This window comes from Lentibacillus halodurans, from assembly GCF_900112045.1.
Classification (GTDB): Bacteria; Bacillota; Bacilli; order Bacillales; family Amphibacillaceae; genus Lentibacillus; species Lentibacillus halodurans.
Genome location: NZ_FOJW01000005.1, coordinates 72,672 through 89,213 on the forward strand (window position 1 = coordinate 72,672; position 16,542 = coordinate 89,213).

A 16,542-nucleotide genomic window follows, 5' to 3' on the forward strand; every position below is an offset into this window, starting at 1 on the left:
ATTTTACAGCTTAGATAAAGGGGTGCCGGGAATGAGTGAATTATACTTTGACGAATCTGTCATTCTATTAAACGTAGAAGGTGACTCAAAAGAAGAGATTTTAACCCAAATGGGCCAAAATCTGGCAGACAAAAACCTTGTGAAGGAAAGCTTCATCCATGCAATTATTACTAGAGAAAGTGAATTTGCAACCGGCCTGCCAACGGGAGATGTTTCGGTTGCCATCCCGCATACAGATGTGGAACATGTCATTCAGAAAACAATAAGTGTAGGTGTTTTAAAAAATACGGTTCATTTCGGCGTGATGGGAGATGAGAATGAGACGACTCCAGTAAAAATTGTATTTCTGCTGGCGATGGATGAAACCCATTCACAACTGTCACTGCTGCAGAAGCTAATGCAAGTTTTTCAGGATCAGCATACATTACATCGTTTGACGAATGCTGCTGATGAAACAGAAATCAGACATGTGATGGAAGATAAATTGGACATGGCAGCACTTAAAGGAGGTGAGTAACATGAAAAAGAAACAAGTATTGGTAGCGTGCGGCGCAGGTATTGCAACGTCAACTGTCGTAAATGGTGCGATTGAGGATATGGCAAAAGAACATGGTCTTGATGTTGATTTAAAACAAATCAAAATATCTGAAGTGGGCAGTTACGAAGACACTGCTGACTTATTGGTTACGACAGCAATGACTAAGAAAGAGTTTCCATTCCCGGTCATCAATGCGCGCTCATTCCTGACAGGTATCGGGACAGAAGAAACCAAAAAGCAAATCTTAGAAGAACTTCAAAAGTAAAAACGATGAATTTCTAAAGGATGAAAGAGAGTGGAAAACTTCGGCAATCCCATGAGTAGAGGCGGATGCCGGGTTTTCCAAACAGGATAAATCAGATTTCGGTTGGAATGAAGAAGGGGGAAGAAAAAATGGAAGGTTTTGTTGATGCAATTCAAGCCTTTTTGGATTTAGGAGCAACCGTCATTTTACCAGTTGTTATATTTTTGCTGGGCTTATTATTTGGTCAAAAACCGGGTAAAGCATTCCGTTCCGGTTTAACAATTGGGGTAGCATTCGTCGGTATTTTTCTTGTTGTCGACTTGCTTGTCAATAATTTGGGTCCTGCAGCACAAGGAATGGTCGATCGATTAGGCGTCGAATTGAATGTCATTGATGTCGGCTGGCCGGCAACATCATCCATTGCCTGGGCATCTGCCGTAGCTGCATTCATTATTCCGCTTGGATTGGTTGTAAACGTTGCCATGCTCCTGACAAAAACCACGAAAACAATGAATGTGGATATTTGGAACTTCTGGCACTACACATTTATGGCAGCGGTTATTTATACGATTTCAGGAAGTATCGTTCAGGGATTAATTGCTGCGGTCATTTTCCAAATCATCACACTGAAAATCGCCGACTGGACAGCGCCGATGGTTAATGACTTCTATGAGCTGCCGGGTGTTTCGATTGCAACTGGAAGTACTGTTTCCTACGCACCAGGTATTTGGTTAGTAAAATTACTTCAAAAAATACCTGGGTTAAAAAATTTGAATGCTGATCCGGAAACGATCCAAAAACGTTTTGGCGTATTTGGCGAATCAATCTTTATCGGCTTATTTTTAGGTGCTGCTATCGGTGCACTGGCAGGCTATAGTGTTGGAGATATTATCGATATCGGGATGTCAATGGCTGCCGTTATGGTGTTAATGCCACGCATGGTTAAAATCCTGATGGAAGGATTAATGCCTGTTTCCGAGTCTGCTCGTGAGTGGCTTAACAAGCACTTTGGCGACAAAGAGATTCATATCGGACTTGACGCAGCTGTTTTGCTTGGTCATCCATCCGTTATTGCAACAGCCTTGATTCTCGTCCCCATTACCGTTTTATTGGCGGTTATTTTGCCGGGCAATGCATTATTGCCATTCGGTGATTTGGCAACGATTCCGTTTGTTGTTGCCTTCATTGTAGGTGCGGCAAGAGGTAATATTGTCCATTCAGTCATTGTGGGTACGATCATGATTGCTTTATCCCTTTACATGGCAACCGATATTGCAACAGTGTTTACGCAAATGGCTGAAAATGCTGAATTTGATATGCCAGAAGGATCAGCAATGATTTCAAGTATTGACCAGGGTGGCAACTTGATTAACTGGATCATATGGAGGTTCTTTGAATTGTTTAACTAATCGTCCTCTCATTTAAGTAAACATGAACTGCTAGCTAGAATATGGTAGGAGGCGTTATCGATGAAGGCTTTAGTTAAAACTGATCTGGGATTTGGTCATTTGGCGATTCAGGAAAAAGAAGTATGGCAGCCTGGCAAAGATCAAGTGAAGATAGAAGTAAAATATGCAGGGATTTGCGGTTCCGATATTCACACGTATGAGGGGCATTACAAAGTTGCTGCACCGGTAACCTTAGGACATGAATTTGCCGGTGAAGTGGTTGAAGTCGGTGAAGGTGTCACTGACTTCAAACCAGGTGATCGTGTAACATCCGAAACAACATTTTACATTTGTGGAAAATGTAAATATTGCCAGTCCGGAGACTATAATCTCTGTAATCATCGGAAAGGGCTGGGGACACAGCAGGACGGCGGTTTTGCCAAATATTTAATTGCTCGTCATAATAGCTTGCATCATCTCCCGGAAAATGTCAGTTATAAGGAAGCAGCGATGACTGAGCCGCTGGCATGTACGCACCATGCTGTTTCCAAAACAACTATCAATGATGGGGATGTTGCCGTTGTTATTGGGCCGGGACCGATTGGACTATTCACAGCACAAGTGGCAAAAAGCCGTGGCGCTGAAGTTATTGTCACCGGTTTATCAAATGATAAAGTGCGTCTGGATAAAGCAGAAGAACTGGGTCTTGATCATGTCGTCAATATTCAGGAACAGGATGTCAAAGAACTGGTTCATCGTTTGACAGAAGGATATGGCGCAGATCTTGTATTTGAATGCTCAGGTGCTGTTCCTGCGGCAAAACAAGGCCTTGATCTATTACGCAAAAAAGGACAATATGCCCAAGTTGGTATTTTCCCGGAGTCAGATATCCAATTTGATATGGAAAAAGTGATCCAAAAAGAAATCCGGGTAGTCGGCAGCAGAAGTCAAAAGCCGGCTGACTGGGAGCCATCATTGAAACTGATGAACAATGGATCTGTCAACGCAAAAGATATGGTGACACATGAATTTGATATTACCCAATGGGATGAAGCGTACAGCGCCATCAAAGACGGTGAAGCGATCAAGGTATTATTGACGCCTGTTGACTAAACCACAGGAAGTGAGCTGATTGCAAGTGAAAAAGCACGATTTGATTCATATCATTGACTATACACTGTTGAAACCAACTGTAAGCAAGACAGATATAAAGGGTTTTTGCCAGGAAACGATCGAATATGGATTTAAAACAGTTTTCGTCAATCCGTATTATGTATCATATGCTTATGAGCTGTTATCGCCCCACAATATTAAAGTTGGCGTGCCGATTGGATTCTCACTGGGTGGTGCCACGACTCAAACAAAGGTGACGGAAACAAAAGAGGCGATGAAGAATGGTGCCGAAGAAATTGATATGCTGATTAATCTGGGCGCCTTGAAGTCACATGAATTCGATGTTGTCAAATATGATATAGCTGAAGTAGTTAAAGCATCTGAAGGACTGACAACAAAGGTTATTATTGAAAATGGTTTGCTGACAGACGAGGAAAAAGTTACGGCTGCCAAGCTGATTGTAGAATCGGGTGCGGATTTTGTCAAGACAGCCACGGGATTTAACGGCGGCGGCGCGACCGTTGAAGATGTGAAACGCTTGCGCTCGGCTGTAGGCGATGATTTTGGTGTTAAAGCAGCCGGCGGTATCCGCACGTATGAAGATGCTGAGGCTATTGTCGAAGCAGGCGCAGACCGGATTGGTGCCAGTGATGCAGTGGCGATTGTTTCCGGCGGTACATCAAATGCTGCCTATTAAATAGTGTTTATAATACAGGGACGATTGGGTATTATGATAGCTCAATCGCTCCCATCACTTTCATGATAGAAAAGAGGGTTAACATGGTTGATGCAATGCTGGAGTTTATGCTGGGACCCTTACGAGGAATAAGTGATTTTTATCTCGACTATCAACTCTATTTTAATACCATCATTGTAGGATTTGCTTTATATAAAATCTTGTTCAGTCAAAAGAAGACGCAGGAATCAGCAAACTAACCAGAATCTGAAAGGGTGATAGAGATGAGATCCCTTAATCTTTATGATAAACAGGATATACGATTTGAAGAATCAGCTGAACCTGTGATCGAACATGCAGATGACGTGTTGATTAAGGTAAAAGCTGTCGGGATTTGCGGTTCTGACATTTCACGCTACAAAAAATTGGGACCATATGTAAAAGGGATGACATTCGGACACGAGTTTTCAGGTGAAGTGGCAGCGGTTGGCAATGGTGTAGAAAGCGTTAAAGCAGGTACCCGTGTTGCCGGTTGTCCGACATTTTGCTGCGGTGAATGTGAAAGCTGTCAAAAAGGCGAACTATCCCGTTGTGAAAACCTGCATGTTACGGGCGCATGGCTTCCAGGTGCCTATGCGGAGTATGTAAAACTGCCTGCTAAAAATATTATCCCGCTTCCGGATAATGTCGATTACGACACCGCTGCACTTGTCGAACCTTCTGCGGTAGTGGCACATGGCTTTTACCGCACGAGCATCCAGCCTGGTGCTGAGGTGGCCATTATGGGATGCGGCAGTATTGGCTTGCTTGCTGTGCAATGGGCCAAAATCTTTGGTGCCAAAACGGTGTATGCGATTGATATTGACGACACTAAATTGGAAGTCGCCAAGCAAGTTGGAGCAGATGTGCTGATTAATTCATTAGAAAAACCGGCACATGAACAAATTAAGCTGCATACCAACGGCAAGGGTGTCGATTTAGCTGTTGAATCAGCGGGATCCCCCGTTACATCTGCGCAAGTATTTGCACTGCCGAAAAAAGGCGGCGAAGTCGTCTTCATGGGCATTCCATATGCAGACATTCAAATGGAGCGTTTCTATTTTGAACGAATTGTCCGCAATGAACTGCGTGTGCTTGGATCCTGGAACGCCATTTCCTCACCATTCCCTGGAAAAGAATGGAGTTCTACCGTCCACTATATGAGCACAGGCCAAATCAATGTGAATCCAATGATCTCCCATCGACTGAATTTGCAGGAGGGGCCGGAAACGTTTGATCATTTAATTAATGGGAAGGGCTCCTATGTGAAAGTTTTGTTTTATCCTGAAGTAGGATAGGGAAAAATAAAGTGAGCGCCCTAAGAGGGCGCTTTTTTTGTTTTAAAGGACTGTTGACGCAGGCTGAAACTCGCTTTATGATAGGTTACAAAGGTAAGTTTAAATAACAAATGTAACCTTACCGTAGCAAACTAAGGAAAAGAGCGATCGTATGTTAAGCTGGGAAGAACGTCGGTTAATGGTGAAAGTGGCCAAACTATATTATTTTGAAGGGTGGACACAGGCGCAAATTGCTGAGAAAAATAATGTGTCACGCCCTGTGATCTCAAAACTACTGAACAATGCAAAAAAAGAAGGATTAGTTGAGATTTACATTAAAGATGAAACAGTGCATACAGTTGATCTTGAGCAAAAACTCGAGAAGATGTATGAGCTTGACGGTGTGATGGTTGTCTCAACTGCCGGTTATGAACCGGTAATGGCAAAACGGCAGTTGGGTAAAACAGCTGCGGCGTATGTAAGTAAAAATATACAGGATGTAAGTAACTTGGGCATTTCCTGGGGAACGACGCTGTTATCGCTGATTGAGGAATATCCGTATGAACGCAGGGATAATATTCATATTGTTCCGATCGTCGGGGGAATGGGGACGAAGGATGTACATCTTCATTCCAATCAGCTTGCCTTTCATCTGGCACAAAAGATGAATACATCCTGTTCATATCTTTACGCCCCTGCAATGGTAGAGACGGATGATCTGAAGGAACGACTTGTAAACTCCAAAGATATTTCACATGTTCTGGAAAAAGGCCGTAATGTCGATATAGCGCTTGTTAGTGTCGGGAATCCATATAAAAGCTCAACAATGGAGAAAATTGGCTATTTACAGGAGAGTGATCTCACATCACTAAGTAAAGCAGGTGCGGTTGGCGATATCAGTTCACGTTTCTTTGACGCAGCCGGTGAGGAGATCGACCACCCATTAAACAATCAGGTTATTGGTCTTAATCTGGAGGAAATAAAAAACATCCCGCAAGTTGTAGGAATTGTGGAAGGTTCCTATAAACTTGATAGTATAGAAGCAGCGCTACGGGGTGGTTATCTGGATGTACTGATTATTGACGATCAAACTGCCCAAGCGTTAGTTCAGGAATACTAACAAGAGGTGATCATCCGGATTTTGGATGATCACCTCTTTTCTGCATCAATTGTTGATAATGGACGATCACACTTGAGAGGGTTTTACAACACATTTCAGTCCTTCCTTGGCAAGAGCTGTTTGAAATGCTTTGTCTGTCTTCTCCAGTGGGAATGTGTGCGTGATAAAGGCTGAAAAATCGAGCAATCCATTGTCAATCCACTTAACGGCTTCCATATGGAGCTGACGCGGTGCACCGTGTGTTCCGACGAGTTTCAATTGCTTATAAATAATATGGTTCGTATTGATTGGATTTTCTGTCACCGGTTTGATCCCTGCAAAATAAAGGACCTTTCCGGTTGTTTTTGCAATTTCAAGTGATTCCCGCTGTACTAGGGCAGAAGGTGCTGTGACAATGACTGTATCGGCTCCTAGGCCGTTTGTTTCGTCGCTGATTCTTTCTGCAGTATCCGTTAGAGATGGATCAATCACCACATCGGCACCGCATTCCTTTGCTTTATGCTGTCGTGCTGCGGATCGCTGGACGGCAATCACATTGGCAGCCCCCATTCTTTTTAATGCGGCAATATACATACACCCGATAGCACCTGCCCCATAGACAACAGCCGTTTCCCCCGGCTTGGCATCCACTTCCTCAAGTCCGCTCAGCACACATGAAAATGGTTCTGATAAACTGGCAAGCTCGTAGGATGTTGTATCGGCGATTTTTTGGATAGATCCATTTTGCACAAATTGTTTTGGCAGGACAACATATTCGGCAAAGCCGCCATCAACCTGATATCCCATTGAATGTCCTTTTACGCAATGGTGTCCCATGTTTTGCTGGCAATAAATGCATTCACCGCATGGGATATGGGCTCCAAGGGTTACCCGATCGCCAGGTTTGAACCGGTTCACATGATCACCTGTGTCAACTACTTCACCGGCAATTTCATGACCGATCACACGCGGATAATGAATACGATCGTCACCATGGTTATAAATCCGGAGATCTGATCCGCATACACCGATTGCGTGAACCTTTAGTAATATTTCGTCCAGATTAATGGCCGGATAGGAACGTTCCTGTAATTCCAGTTGCTGTTTTCCTGTAAGAACAGCTGCATGCATAAATTTCCCCCCTTAAAGTCTATTCACCTTCAGCAAATGTTAATGCTTTTTCTGTAAGATATTGGATATGTGCGGTTTGTTTTTTCGTCGTTTGCTCATCCCATTGAAGGGCTGCTTTCATTTCGTTGGTTGCCGTATTCATTGTCCGTTTCACTTTATCAAGATCGAATAGCAGATAACTTGTTCGGCGATCATAAAAATCAGCAAGCGTTGCAGCCATTTCATGCTCAACCGTATATCGTATCTCAGCAGCAATATTGCGTAGTTCATCGTCGTCAAACCGGTCATCATAATCCATGATCTGTTTTAAAAGTTCTTCGGTATTTGTACCATATCGCAAAACAAATTCATTGATGACATTTTTAGTTAATTGTAAGTGACTGTATTGCTCATGCAACTGGTTGACAAGTGCTGCCAGATCTTGTTCTGAAGCGAAATGACCGCCAGATAGTTTAACGTGATCAGTATTTGAGGAAGTTGGTTTCTGATTATCCCGCTTTTCAATATACTGGAGCACGCGTTCCGCCATTTTCCGGTAGCCGGTCAATTTTCCCCCTGCAATGGTTATGAGCCCGCTGTCCGATTCAAAAATTTCATCATGACGTGAAAGTTCGGACGGGGCATCGTCATCTTTTCCGATAAGTGGCCGGATACCTGCCCAGCTGGATGTGACATCATCAATGCTTAAATCAAGTGACGGAAAGATATCATGCAGACAGCCAAGCAAATAGTTGACTTCAGATTTATGAACATGAATATCGTCCATATTTTCGTTGTAAATCGTTTCCGTTGATCCGACATATGTTTTGTCATCTTTAGGAATGACCGCAATCATACGCCCTTTGTGCTGGAAGTAAATAGATGATGCAACAGGTAATGATTGATAGCTAAAGACAATATGAATTCCTTTGGCATGTACCATATATTTTCCGTTGATCGGGCGGTCTTTCTGCCGGACTTTATCCACCCACGGCCCAGCCGCATTGACAATATGCGCGGCCTTGATGGTAAATGTTCGTTCGTCAACATGATCTCTTGCCACGACACCTTTCACCTGGTTATGCTCATCCTGAAGAAAATCGGTCATTTCGGCATAATTGAGGATAGAAGCTCCTTTTTCGGCGGCTGTTTTGGCTGCTTCCAGTGTCAACCGGCTGTCATCTGTACGATATTCTACATATATGCCGCTCCCCTTAATGGTTTTCGGATTAAATAATGGCTCATGCTTCAAGGTTTTTCGTTTACTATAGATTTTATGGCGTTCTTCTTTTCGCACGCCGGCAAGGCGGTCATATAAGGTAAGCCCGGCTTTTAATGTGGCTAAGTTGTATGATTCTTTTTTGATAATCGGAAAGTTCATGTTAATTGGATACACGAGATGGCGTGCATTATTATAAACAATCGCCCGTTCGCGACCTGTTTCTTTTACAACCGGGAAATCAAATTTTTGCAGATACTTCAGTCCCCCATGAATTAATTTTCCGGAGCGGCTGCTTGTTCCGGATGCAAAATCCTTTCGTTCAATCAGTGCAATCTTCAGACCCCGAGTGGCGGCATCCAATGCAATTCCGTTTCCGGTGATGCCTCCCCCAATAACCAATACATCAAAATAGTCATTTTCCAGTTCGTTTACGATAGAGGCACGATTTAAAGAAGAAAATATTCTGCTGCCCATACTTCATCCTCCATTTGAGTGTTTATGTTTACAAAAGTAACATAATAAATCATTTGTAAAACTTGTAATTTTAGTATATTCCTTTTAAAATATTAAGTCAATAAAGGGCTTACAATTATTAGTTTAATAGTGTAATCGCTTTCTCTGTTGATTTTATGGTGATAATATAGTGTATGTTCTTTGACAGAAGTTAGGGGGATTAAACATTGACAATAACCATGAAAGATCGAAATCTGATGGAGAAGGTTTCCAAACTCTATTATCTTGAGGGATGGACGCAAACCCAGATTTGTAAAAAAGTAGGCTTGTCAAGGCCGATCATATCAAAGTTACTGAAGCAGGCGAAAGAGAAAAATATCGTTGAAATCTATATTAAAGATGAATCCGTCCATACAGTAGAACTGGAGCGTCTTCTGGAAAAACAGTATAACCTTCAGGAAGCTGTAGTTGTTTCCGGAGCAAATAAAGGAACGGAAATGGTACGGCGAAATATGGGGCGGGCAGCATCGGGTTATTTGTCAAAAAGATTGAGCCAGATTCAAACATTGGGAATCTCATGGGGCAAATCTATCTACACATTAGTCGAGGAATTTCAGAGTATTGAATATCCGCACATTCATTTGGTGCCATTAGTTGGCGGTATGGGCCAGGAATTTGTGGAATATCATTCAAATCAATTATCTTTTCAGCTTGCGCAACAGCTGAATGCCAGTTCTTCTTACCTGTATGCACCTGCAATAGCTGATAATGCTGATTTGAAACAAAAAATTGTTCAATCCAAGGATGTGGCGTCCGTACTGGAAGAAGGCAAACAAGTTGATCTTGCAATTGTGGGTGTTGGTGGTATGACCCGACAGACAACAGCAATTGAAATGGGCTACCTGCGTGATAAGGATATTGATTCGTTAAAAGAAGCCGGAGCTGAAGGGGATCTTAATTCATCATTTTTTGATGTCAACGGTCGGGAGGTTAACCATCCGATCAATGATCGAATCATTGGTACCAGTCTTGACGAAATTAAAGAAATCCCAGAGGTAATGGCAATTGCTGAAGGGAAGCATAAAGTGAACAGTCTGCATATCGCATTGAAGACGGGAATTGTTAACGTGCTGGTTACGGATGATCAAACGGCAGAGGGTTTATTAAGAAATTGTTCGAGATATGAACAAATTTAAAAAAGTAAATAAATTATATTGACAATCTATTGGAAGCGTTTTATTATGAATTTACAAAAATAATGAATAATAACATTTGTAAAGGGAGGGACAAAGAATGTGGGGGACATTTATATTCATATTTACTTCGATATGGGCACTTCAGTTTTTATTGACGCATTTTCAGGTGAAACACTATCAATCTGAAATTAAGAAGCTCAGCAACAGGGACAACGGCTTTTTAGGAACTGGTTACTATAAAAAACGTTTCGGTACAGGAGCAATTATTGTGCTTGTATGTGATGAACATTCTCGTATTACAGATGCCAAGATTATGAAGGGGATTACCGTTTTTGCCAGATTCAGAAATATGAAACAACTGGTTGGCATGAAACTGGAAGAAAGCAAATTTGTGGATTTCCTGCCGAAAAAAGAACACCTCGCTCTCACTGGTGCGATTGATATGATAAAGAAAGAAATGAATAAACGAAAGGGGAATGAAGCATGGATTTCTTGATTAAACTGGCAGAAGGTTTTATCGGCATGTTTCAAGAAGGCGGAGATACATTTATGGGCCTGGTAACCGATATTATTCCTTTGCTGATTGCTTTGATCACTGCTGTAAACGCTTTAATTAAATTCGTTGGTGAAGAAAGGGTTTTCAGCTTTGCCCAAAAATGTACAAAATATTTTTTCTTAAGATATACGATTTTCCCATTTTTGGCCGTTTTCTTTTTGACAAATCCGATGTGTTATACGTTCGGCCGTTTCTTGCCTGAAAGTAAAAAACCAGCATTTTACGATTCGACCGTATCATTTGTTCATCCGGTTACAGGACTTTTTCCGCACGCGAACCCGGCTGAATTATTCGTCTATACAGGTGTAGCAGCAGGAATTACGGAGCTTGGATTGTCTACTGGGCCATTGGCATTGCGCTTCCTGCTTGTAGGTATTGTGGTTATGCTGTTAAGGGGCGTTGTGACAGAATTTATTACAGCGCGAATGATTAAAAATAAACAGCAGGCTGAAGATATTGCGGCATAAGACTAAGCTGGTAAGGAGGATTTTACATGAGTGACTATCGTGCAGTAAAGGTAACAAAGGGTTCCTCAGGTTGGGGAGGACCGCTTATAATTCATCCAAATGACGAAAAAAAATATATTGTTTCAGTAACCGGCGGCGGCATTCATCCGGTTGCACAGGAAATAGCAGACAAGAGTGGCGGTATTGCGATTGACGGATTTGAGAAATCAGTTGAAAAAGAAAAAATGGCCTGCGCTGTCATTAATTGCGGTGGTACGGCCAGGAGTGGTGTCTATCCGAAAATGGGCATACTGACGGTAAATGTATTCAGCAATTCGCCATCAGGCCCCCTTGCGAAATTTATCAAGGAAACGAATTTTGTATCAGGTGTTGCAGCAGAAAACGTTGAACAAGCCGACAGTTCTTCAGAGGAAAGTCATCCGGAAGTAAAGTCTAATGAACAGGAAAATCATACGTCATTACTGGATAAAGATGTTGCCAAACAGAAAAAAGAACAGGCAAAAGAGTCGGTAGCTGCACAGGAAGCAGGAAATGGCAGGAAAAAGAATCCGGTTAACCGAGTCATTGAAGTGCTTGGTGATAAGGTTGGGAATGTGGTCAGCACCTTTTTCCAGGCTGGCAGGGATACCATTGAAACCGTTATCAAGAACATTTTGCCGTTTATGGCGTTTGTCAGTGTATTAATGGGCATTATCAATTATACGGGAATCGGTGATTGGATTGCGAACACAGTAACACCATTGGCGACATCCCTGATTGGGATGCTGATTCTGTCTTTAATTTGTTCAATACCGGTTATTTCACCATTGCTTGCGCCGGGAGCTGTTATCGCTCAAGTTGTTGGTGTATTGATCGGGGTTGAAGTCGGAAAAGGAAATATCCCGCCACAAATGACATTGCCGGCATTATTTGCTATTAACCCGCAAGTAGGGACAGATTTTGTTCCGGTTGGGCTGACACTTGGGGAAGCAAAACCGGAAACAATTGAAGTAGGTGTTCCGGCTGTTCTTTTCTCAAGGTTAGTGACAGGTCCTGCAGCAGTTGTCATTGCTTACTTCGCGAGTTTTGGTCTTTATAGTTAATATTGCGATGCCCTCTTTTGCAAGAGAGGGTATCAAATTGCAAATCTTTTTACTTATGTTACAATAAAGAACAAATGTAAAAAATAAATCGCAATGGAGGAAAACAACATGACAAATACCTATTATAACGTTAATGTCGTCGAGATTGGTTCTGACGCTTCGTTAATGCTCGAAGAAAAGATGGTTATCTTGTTTAATAATACCGTCCCTGAAGATCTGAGGAGCATTGCCTTTGTACATGATGGCGGTGAATTGACTGATGAAATAAAAGCAGGCGATCAGTTGGTCATTGATGGGGACACTTTTGACATTTTATTTGTTGGAGATAAAGTGAATGAAACAATGAGAGATCTGGGCCACGCTACGTTCCATTTTAACGGGGAAACCATTTCTGATTTGCCTGGCACGGTATGTCTTGAAGACAAGTCAATTCCGCAGATCAGTGAAAACTCAACCATTTCATTTAACAGACCAAGATAAAAACAATAAGGAGTGAGTCATCATGTTAGGAATTAACAGAAAACTAGCGAACCTGGAGGATAAAGGATCATATATTAAGGTCGGGCTTGTCGGTGCGGGGCAAATGGGAAGAGGAATGATTTCCCAGATTGAAAGCATGAAAGGCATGCGTGTTGTAATCACAGCTGATCTGGCGATTAATAATGTGGACAATGCTTATAAAAATGCCGGGATAAACGAATCAGATATCAACGTTACGGATGATTTGAAAGCGGCTCGTGAAGCGGTCTTGCAGGATCAGGTAGTAGCCACCAAAGACAGCAAACTGGTGACAGCATTGCCGGAAGTGGATGTTGTTGTGGATGCGACGGGAGTTCCGGATATTGGTGCTCAAATTGCCTGGGACAGTATTCTGAACAACAAACATATTGTCATGCTCAATGTGGAGGCCGATGTTACGGTTGGGCCGCTATTGAAAAAAATGGCTGATTCCAGTGGTGTTGTTTACACAGGTTCTGCCGGTGATGAGCCAGGTGCGATTATGGAATTATATGATTTTGCCGATGCCATGGGTTTTGAAGTTGTTGCATTAGGTAAAGGGAAAAATAATCCATTGAATCTTGAATCAAATCCGGATGTTACTGCTGAAGAAGCAAAGGCGAAAGGATCCAGTCCAAAAATGCTTGCATCATTCCAGGACGGAACGAAAACAATGGTTGAAATGAACGCTGTAGCCAATGCAACCGGATTTGCGCCAGACCAGCCAGGCATGCACGGTTTTGAGGGCAAAGTGGCGGATCTCCCTGGTATTTTCATAGAAAAAGAAAAAGGCGGAAAGCTGAATCACCGAAAAGTGGTCGATTTTGTCAACGGGGTAGCGCCGGGTGTATTCGCGATCATTGCGTCGGATAAAGATGAAGTAAATGCAGAAATGAAGTATTTGAAAATGGGTGATGGACCTAATTATGTACTGTATCGGCCATACCACCTGACAAGTCTGGAAACACCGCTGTCGATTGCAAAAGCGTACTTTGACGAAGAACCGACAATTGCGCCTCATTATGGCTTGCGGGGTGAAACGGTGGCTATTGCGAAAAAAGACTTGTATGAGGGGGATTATTTGGACGGAATCGGTGGCTATTCGGTTTATGGCAAGTTACTGAAAGCTGATGAAGCAAAGGCAGATAAAGCTTTGCCGATCGGACTGGTTGATCGCAATATCAAATTAACCAAAGCAGTCAAGCAAGGTGACGTTATCACCTATGACGCTGTCGAACAAACAAAAGAATCGACTATCTGGAAATTAAGGGCATTGCAGGATAAGAGTTAAAGTGGAATCGACCGGCTAGCCATGTACGGAATAGACTGCACTGAAGGAGATAAAGGAACCAAGACGACCGTTGGAAGTCGATGTTGACTTATCGTATAGGTGAGGAAGTTTTGCTAGTCGCTGGATATGGTTTTAAAAGAGAGTGAAATTTAACAAGGTAATTTATAGAAGTCTCTGGTTAATATCAGGGGCTTTTTCTAAAGCTTGATTAATAGATTGATTTAACTTGACCCGATCAAGAAAACGGTTTACAATAATTACAAACGTAACAATTAAGAACAAATGTAAAAAGGAGTGATCATAATGGAATTGACAAAAGATGTGAAGCTCGTGCCTGATGTCAGTCAGGAAAAATTAGTAGATTTATATAAACAAATGTGGACGATACGGTTTTTTGATGAAAAAGTCGATGAATTTTTTGCGAAAGGGATGATCCACGGTACAACCCATTTGGCAGTCGGGCAGGAGGCAAGTGCTGCCGGGGCATGTGCGCTGCTTAACATAGAAGACAAGATAACCAGTACACACCGCGGGCACGGTCATTGCATTGCCAAAGGTGCAACCGCTGACAAAATGATGGCGGAATTATTCGGCAGAACAACCGGTTACTGCAAAGGAAAAGGTGGTTCGATGCATATTGCTGACATTGACATCGGTAACTTGGGTGCAAACGGCATCGTTGCAGGCGGTATCCCGCTTGCTGTCGGATCGGCATTGACGGCACATATGAAAAAACAAAGCTATGTGACAGTCTGCTTTTTCGGGGATGGTGCTACAAACGAAGGAAGTTTCCATGAGGCGGTCAATCTGGCATCCATATGGAAGCTGCCGGTTATTTTTGTTTGTGAAAATAATCAATATGGTATGTCCGGATCCGTGAAAGAAATGGTGAATGTTGAACATATCGCTGAACGTGCAGATGCATACGGTATCCCCGGTGAAGTGGCGGACGGAAACGATATTGTGGATATGATGAACAAAACACACGATGCGATTGAACGTGCACGCAGCGGTGAAGGCCCGACACTGATTGAAGCAAAAACGTATCGCTGGAAAGGCCATTCAAAAAGTGACGCGAAGAAATACCGCACACGTGAAGAGGAGCAGGAATGGAAGGCAAAGGACCCGATCAAACGGTTCAAAAATGTGCTTGTAGAGGCTGGTATTTTAACGGAAGAAAAGGCTGAGGAAATCCGAAAAGATGCCAAACAGGAAATTGAAAATGCGGTTGAATTTGCAGAAAACAGCCCAATGCCGACCGAAGACGACTTGCTGACAGATGTTTATGCATAGGAGGGAACCACGTTGAGAGAGATAACTTATATGGAAGCAGTGCGTGAAGCGATGAGTCAGGAAATGCGCAAAAATGAAGACGTCTTTATTTTGGGAGAAGACATTGGCGTATATGGTGGTGCTTTTGGTGTTACACGAGGCATGATCGAGGAATTCGGCCCGGAGCGTGTCCGCAATACACCCATCAGTGAATCCGGAATTGCCGGGGCATCGGTTGGTTCAGCACTGACGGGAATGCGCCCAATAGTTGAACTGCAATTTTCCGATTTCATTACGATTGCGATGGACCAAATGGCTAATCAGGCGGCCAAAATCCGTTACATGTACGGCGGTAAGGGCAAGGTGCCGATGGTATTGCGTACGCCGAGCGGATCAGGTACAGGGGCTGCTGCACAGCATTCACAAAGCCTGGAAGCATGGGTGACGCACGTGCCGGGGCTGAAGGTGGTCCAGCCATCGACAGGCTATGATGCAAAAGGATTATTGAAAGCAGCGATCGATGATGATAATCCGGTAATTTTTTACGAACATAAAACCTTGTACAAAACGAAATCCGATGTACCGGAAGAGCCATACAGCATTCCACTAGGCAAAGCTGATGTGAAACGCGAAGGAACAGATGTCACGATTGTCGCAACAGCTGTCATGGTACAGCGTGCACTCGATGCGGCGGCGGAACTGGAAAATGAGGGCATCAGTGCTGAAGTAATTGATCCGCGCACACTGGTACCGCTTGATGAGGAAACAATCGTAAACTCCGTTGCCAAAACCGGACGTGCAGTTGTTGTTCACGAGGCAGTAAAACGCGGCGGATACGGCAGTGAAATTGCAAGCATGATTGCGGAAAGTGATGCGTTTGATTTTCTCGATGCGCCCATCAAACGCTTAGGCGGTGCGCCTTCTCCGGTACCATACAATCCGGAACTAGAAAAAGCTCACGTACCGCAAGTGCCGGTGATCATTCAAGCCGCAAAAGAAACGTTAATCAAGGCATAAGGGG

The 16,542-nt window shown here is 43.1% G+C and carries 18 protein-coding genes; 16 read left to right on the top strand and 2 right to left on the bottom strand.

Annotation, left to right across the window (positions count from 1 at the left end; translation table 11 throughout):
* The first annotated feature begins 31 nt into the window (after positions 1-31).
* From BM195_RS07275 to BM195_RS07305, 8 genes are all read left to right on the top strand, one after another.
* Entirely contained in the window at positions 32-517 is a 486-nt protein-coding gene (locus BM195_RS07275) for a PTS sugar transporter subunit IIA (protein ID WP_090235872.1), read from the top strand.
* Position 518: 1 nt separating this feature from the next.
* Positions 519-803, top strand: coding sequence for a PTS sugar transporter subunit IIB (locus BM195_RS07280; protein WP_090235878.1), 285 nt, complete (start codon positions 519-521; stop codon positions 801-803).
* A gap of 128 nt (positions 804-931) precedes the next feature.
* Positions 932-2,191: a galactitol-specific PTS transporter subunit IIC gene (locus BM195_RS07285; protein WP_090236354.1), complete on the top strand. Its 1,260-nt coding sequence runs from the start codon at positions 932-934 to the stop codon at positions 2,189-2,191.
* 60 nt (positions 2,192-2,251) lie between these two features.
* Positions 2,252-3,283: a zinc-binding dehydrogenase gene (locus BM195_RS07290; RefSeq protein ID WP_090235881.1), complete on the top strand. Its 1,032-nt coding sequence runs from the start codon at positions 2,252-2,254 to the stop codon at positions 3,281-3,283.
* Between the two features lie 25 nt (positions 3,284-3,308).
* The gene (gene deoC / locus BM195_RS07295; protein ID WP_090236356.1) at positions 3,309-3,980 is read left to right on the top strand and encodes a deoxyribose-phosphate aldolase; all 672 of its coding nucleotides are present in this window, start codon (positions 3,309-3,311) and stop codon (positions 3,978-3,980) included.
* 83 nt (positions 3,981-4,063) lie between these two features.
* Positions 4,064-4,219 carry a hypothetical protein gene (locus tag BM195_RS18290; protein WP_170848187.1) on the top strand — a complete coding sequence of 52 codons (156 nt, stop codon included), beginning with the start codon at positions 4,064-4,066 and terminating at the stop codon, positions 4,217-4,219.
* A gap of 24 nt (positions 4,220-4,243) precedes the next feature.
* Complete coding sequence (locus BM195_RS07300; RefSeq protein ID WP_090235884.1) at positions 4,244-5,296, top strand: galactitol-1-phosphate 5-dehydrogenase; 1,053 nt, start codon at positions 4,244-4,246, stop codon at positions 5,294-5,296.
* Positions 5,297-5,447: 151 nt separating this feature from the next.
* Positions 5,448-6,395 carry a sugar-binding transcriptional regulator gene (locus tag BM195_RS07305; RefSeq protein WP_090235887.1) on the top strand — a complete coding sequence of 316 codons (948 nt, stop codon included), beginning with the start codon at positions 5,448-5,450 and terminating at the stop codon, positions 6,393-6,395.
* A 66-nt stretch (positions 6,396-6,461) separates the two neighbouring features.
* Here the strand turns inward: BM195_RS07305 and BM195_RS07310 are convergent, their stop codons facing one another.
* Together BM195_RS07310 and BM195_RS07315 are read right to left on the bottom strand one after the other, a co-directional pair.
* Complete coding sequence (locus tag BM195_RS07310; RefSeq protein ID WP_090235891.1) at positions 6,462-7,505, bottom strand: zinc-dependent alcohol dehydrogenase; 1,044 nt, start codon at positions 7,503-7,505, stop codon at positions 6,462-6,464.
* A 19-nt stretch (positions 7,506-7,524) separates the two neighbouring features.
* Positions 7,525-9,180, bottom strand: a complete 1,656-nt coding sequence (locus BM195_RS07315; RefSeq protein ID WP_090235893.1) for a glycerol-3-phosphate dehydrogenase/oxidase — start codon at positions 9,178-9,180, stop codon at positions 7,525-7,527.
* 206 nt (positions 9,181-9,386) lie between these two features.
* On the opposite strand from BM195_RS07315, the gene BM195_RS07320 reads away from it, so the two are divergent.
* From BM195_RS07320 to BM195_RS07355, 8 genes are all read left to right on the top strand, one after another.
* Positions 9,387-10,355, top strand: a complete 969-nt coding sequence (locus BM195_RS07320) for a sugar-binding transcriptional regulator (protein ID WP_244535697.1) — start codon at positions 9,387-9,389, stop codon at positions 10,353-10,355.
* Between the two features lie 97 nt (positions 10,356-10,452).
* Positions 10,453-10,851, top strand: a complete 399-nt coding sequence (locus BM195_RS07325; protein WP_090235895.1) for a transcriptional regulator GutM — start codon at positions 10,453-10,455, stop codon at positions 10,849-10,851.
* Complete coding sequence (gene srlA, locus BM195_RS07330; protein ID WP_090235897.1) at positions 10,839-11,378, top strand: PTS glucitol/sorbitol transporter subunit IIC; 540 nt, start codon at positions 10,839-10,841, stop codon at positions 11,376-11,378. The genes BM195_RS07325 and srlA overlap by 13 nt, the downstream gene beginning before the upstream one ends.
* Positions 11,379-11,404: 26 nt before the next feature.
* Positions 11,405-12,460: a PTS glucitol/sorbitol transporter subunit IIB gene (srlE, locus tag BM195_RS07335; RefSeq protein WP_090235900.1), complete on the top strand. Its 1,056-nt coding sequence runs from the start codon at positions 11,405-11,407 to the stop codon at positions 12,458-12,460.
* A 108-nt stretch (positions 12,461-12,568) separates the two neighbouring features.
* Complete coding sequence (locus BM195_RS07340; protein WP_090235903.1) at positions 12,569-12,940, top strand: PTS glucitol/sorbitol transporter subunit IIA; 372 nt, start codon at positions 12,569-12,571, stop codon at positions 12,938-12,940.
* A gap of 22 nt (positions 12,941-12,962) precedes the next feature.
* Positions 12,963-14,249 carry an NAD(P)H-dependent oxidoreductase gene (locus BM195_RS07345; RefSeq protein WP_090235904.1) on the top strand — a complete coding sequence of 429 codons (1,287 nt, stop codon included), beginning with the start codon at positions 12,963-12,965 and terminating at the stop codon, positions 14,247-14,249.
* A 303-nt stretch (positions 14,250-14,552) separates the two neighbouring features.
* Positions 14,553-15,542 carry a thiamine pyrophosphate-dependent dehydrogenase E1 component subunit alpha gene (locus BM195_RS07350; protein WP_090235906.1) on the top strand — a complete coding sequence of 330 codons (990 nt, stop codon included), beginning with the start codon at positions 14,553-14,555 and terminating at the stop codon, positions 15,540-15,542.
* A 12-nt stretch (positions 15,543-15,554) separates the two neighbouring features.
* On the top strand, positions 15,555-16,538 hold the full coding sequence (locus BM195_RS07355; RefSeq protein WP_090235908.1) for an alpha-ketoacid dehydrogenase subunit beta: 984 nt from the start codon (positions 15,555-15,557) through the stop codon (positions 16,536-16,538).
* The last annotated feature ends 4 nt before the right edge of the window (positions 16,539-16,542 follow it).

Coding starts and splice junctions, on each gene's coding strand:
- BM195_RS07275 (WP_090235872.1), top strand. CDS start 32: ATGAGTGAATTATACTTTGACGAATCTGTCATTCTATTAAACGTAGAA.
- BM195_RS07280 (WP_090235878.1), top strand. CDS start 519: ATGAAAAAGAAACAAGTATTGGTAGCGTGCGGCGCAGGTATTGCAACG.
- BM195_RS07285 (WP_090236354.1), top strand. CDS start 932: ATGGAAGGTTTTGTTGATGCAATTCAAGCCTTTTTGGATTTAGGAGCA.
- BM195_RS07290 (WP_090235881.1), top strand. CDS start 2,252: ATGAAGGCTTTAGTTAAAACTGATCTGGGATTTGGTCATTTGGCGATT.
- BM195_RS18290 (WP_170848187.1), top strand. CDS start 4,064: ATGGTTGATGCAATGCTGGAGTTTATGCTGGGACCCTTACGAGGAATA.
- BM195_RS07300 (WP_090235884.1), top strand. CDS start 4,244: ATGAGATCCCTTAATCTTTATGATAAACAGGATATACGATTTGAAGAA.
- BM195_RS07305 (WP_090235887.1), top strand. CDS start 5,448: ATGTTAAGCTGGGAAGAACGTCGGTTAATGGTGAAAGTGGCCAAACTA.
- BM195_RS07310 (WP_090235891.1), bottom strand. CDS start 7,505: ATGCATGCAGCTGTTCTTACAGGAAAACAGCAACTGGAATTACAGGAA.
- BM195_RS07315 (WP_090235893.1), bottom strand. CDS start 9,180: ATGGGCAGCAGAATATTTTCTTCTTTAAATCGTGCCTCTATCGTAAAC.
- BM195_RS07325 (WP_090235895.1), top strand. CDS start 10,453: ATGTGGGGGACATTTATATTCATATTTACTTCGATATGGGCACTTCAG.
- srlA (WP_090235897.1), top strand. CDS start 10,839: ATGGATTTCTTGATTAAACTGGCAGAAGGTTTTATCGGCATGTTTCAA.
- srlE (WP_090235900.1), top strand. CDS start 11,405: ATGAGTGACTATCGTGCAGTAAAGGTAACAAAGGGTTCCTCAGGTTGG.
- BM195_RS07340 (WP_090235903.1), top strand. CDS start 12,569: ATGACAAATACCTATTATAACGTTAATGTCGTCGAGATTGGTTCTGAC.
- BM195_RS07345 (WP_090235904.1), top strand. CDS start 12,963: ATGTTAGGAATTAACAGAAAACTAGCGAACCTGGAGGATAAAGGATCA.
- BM195_RS07350 (WP_090235906.1), top strand. CDS start 14,553: ATGGAATTGACAAAAGATGTGAAGCTCGTGCCTGATGTCAGTCAGGAA.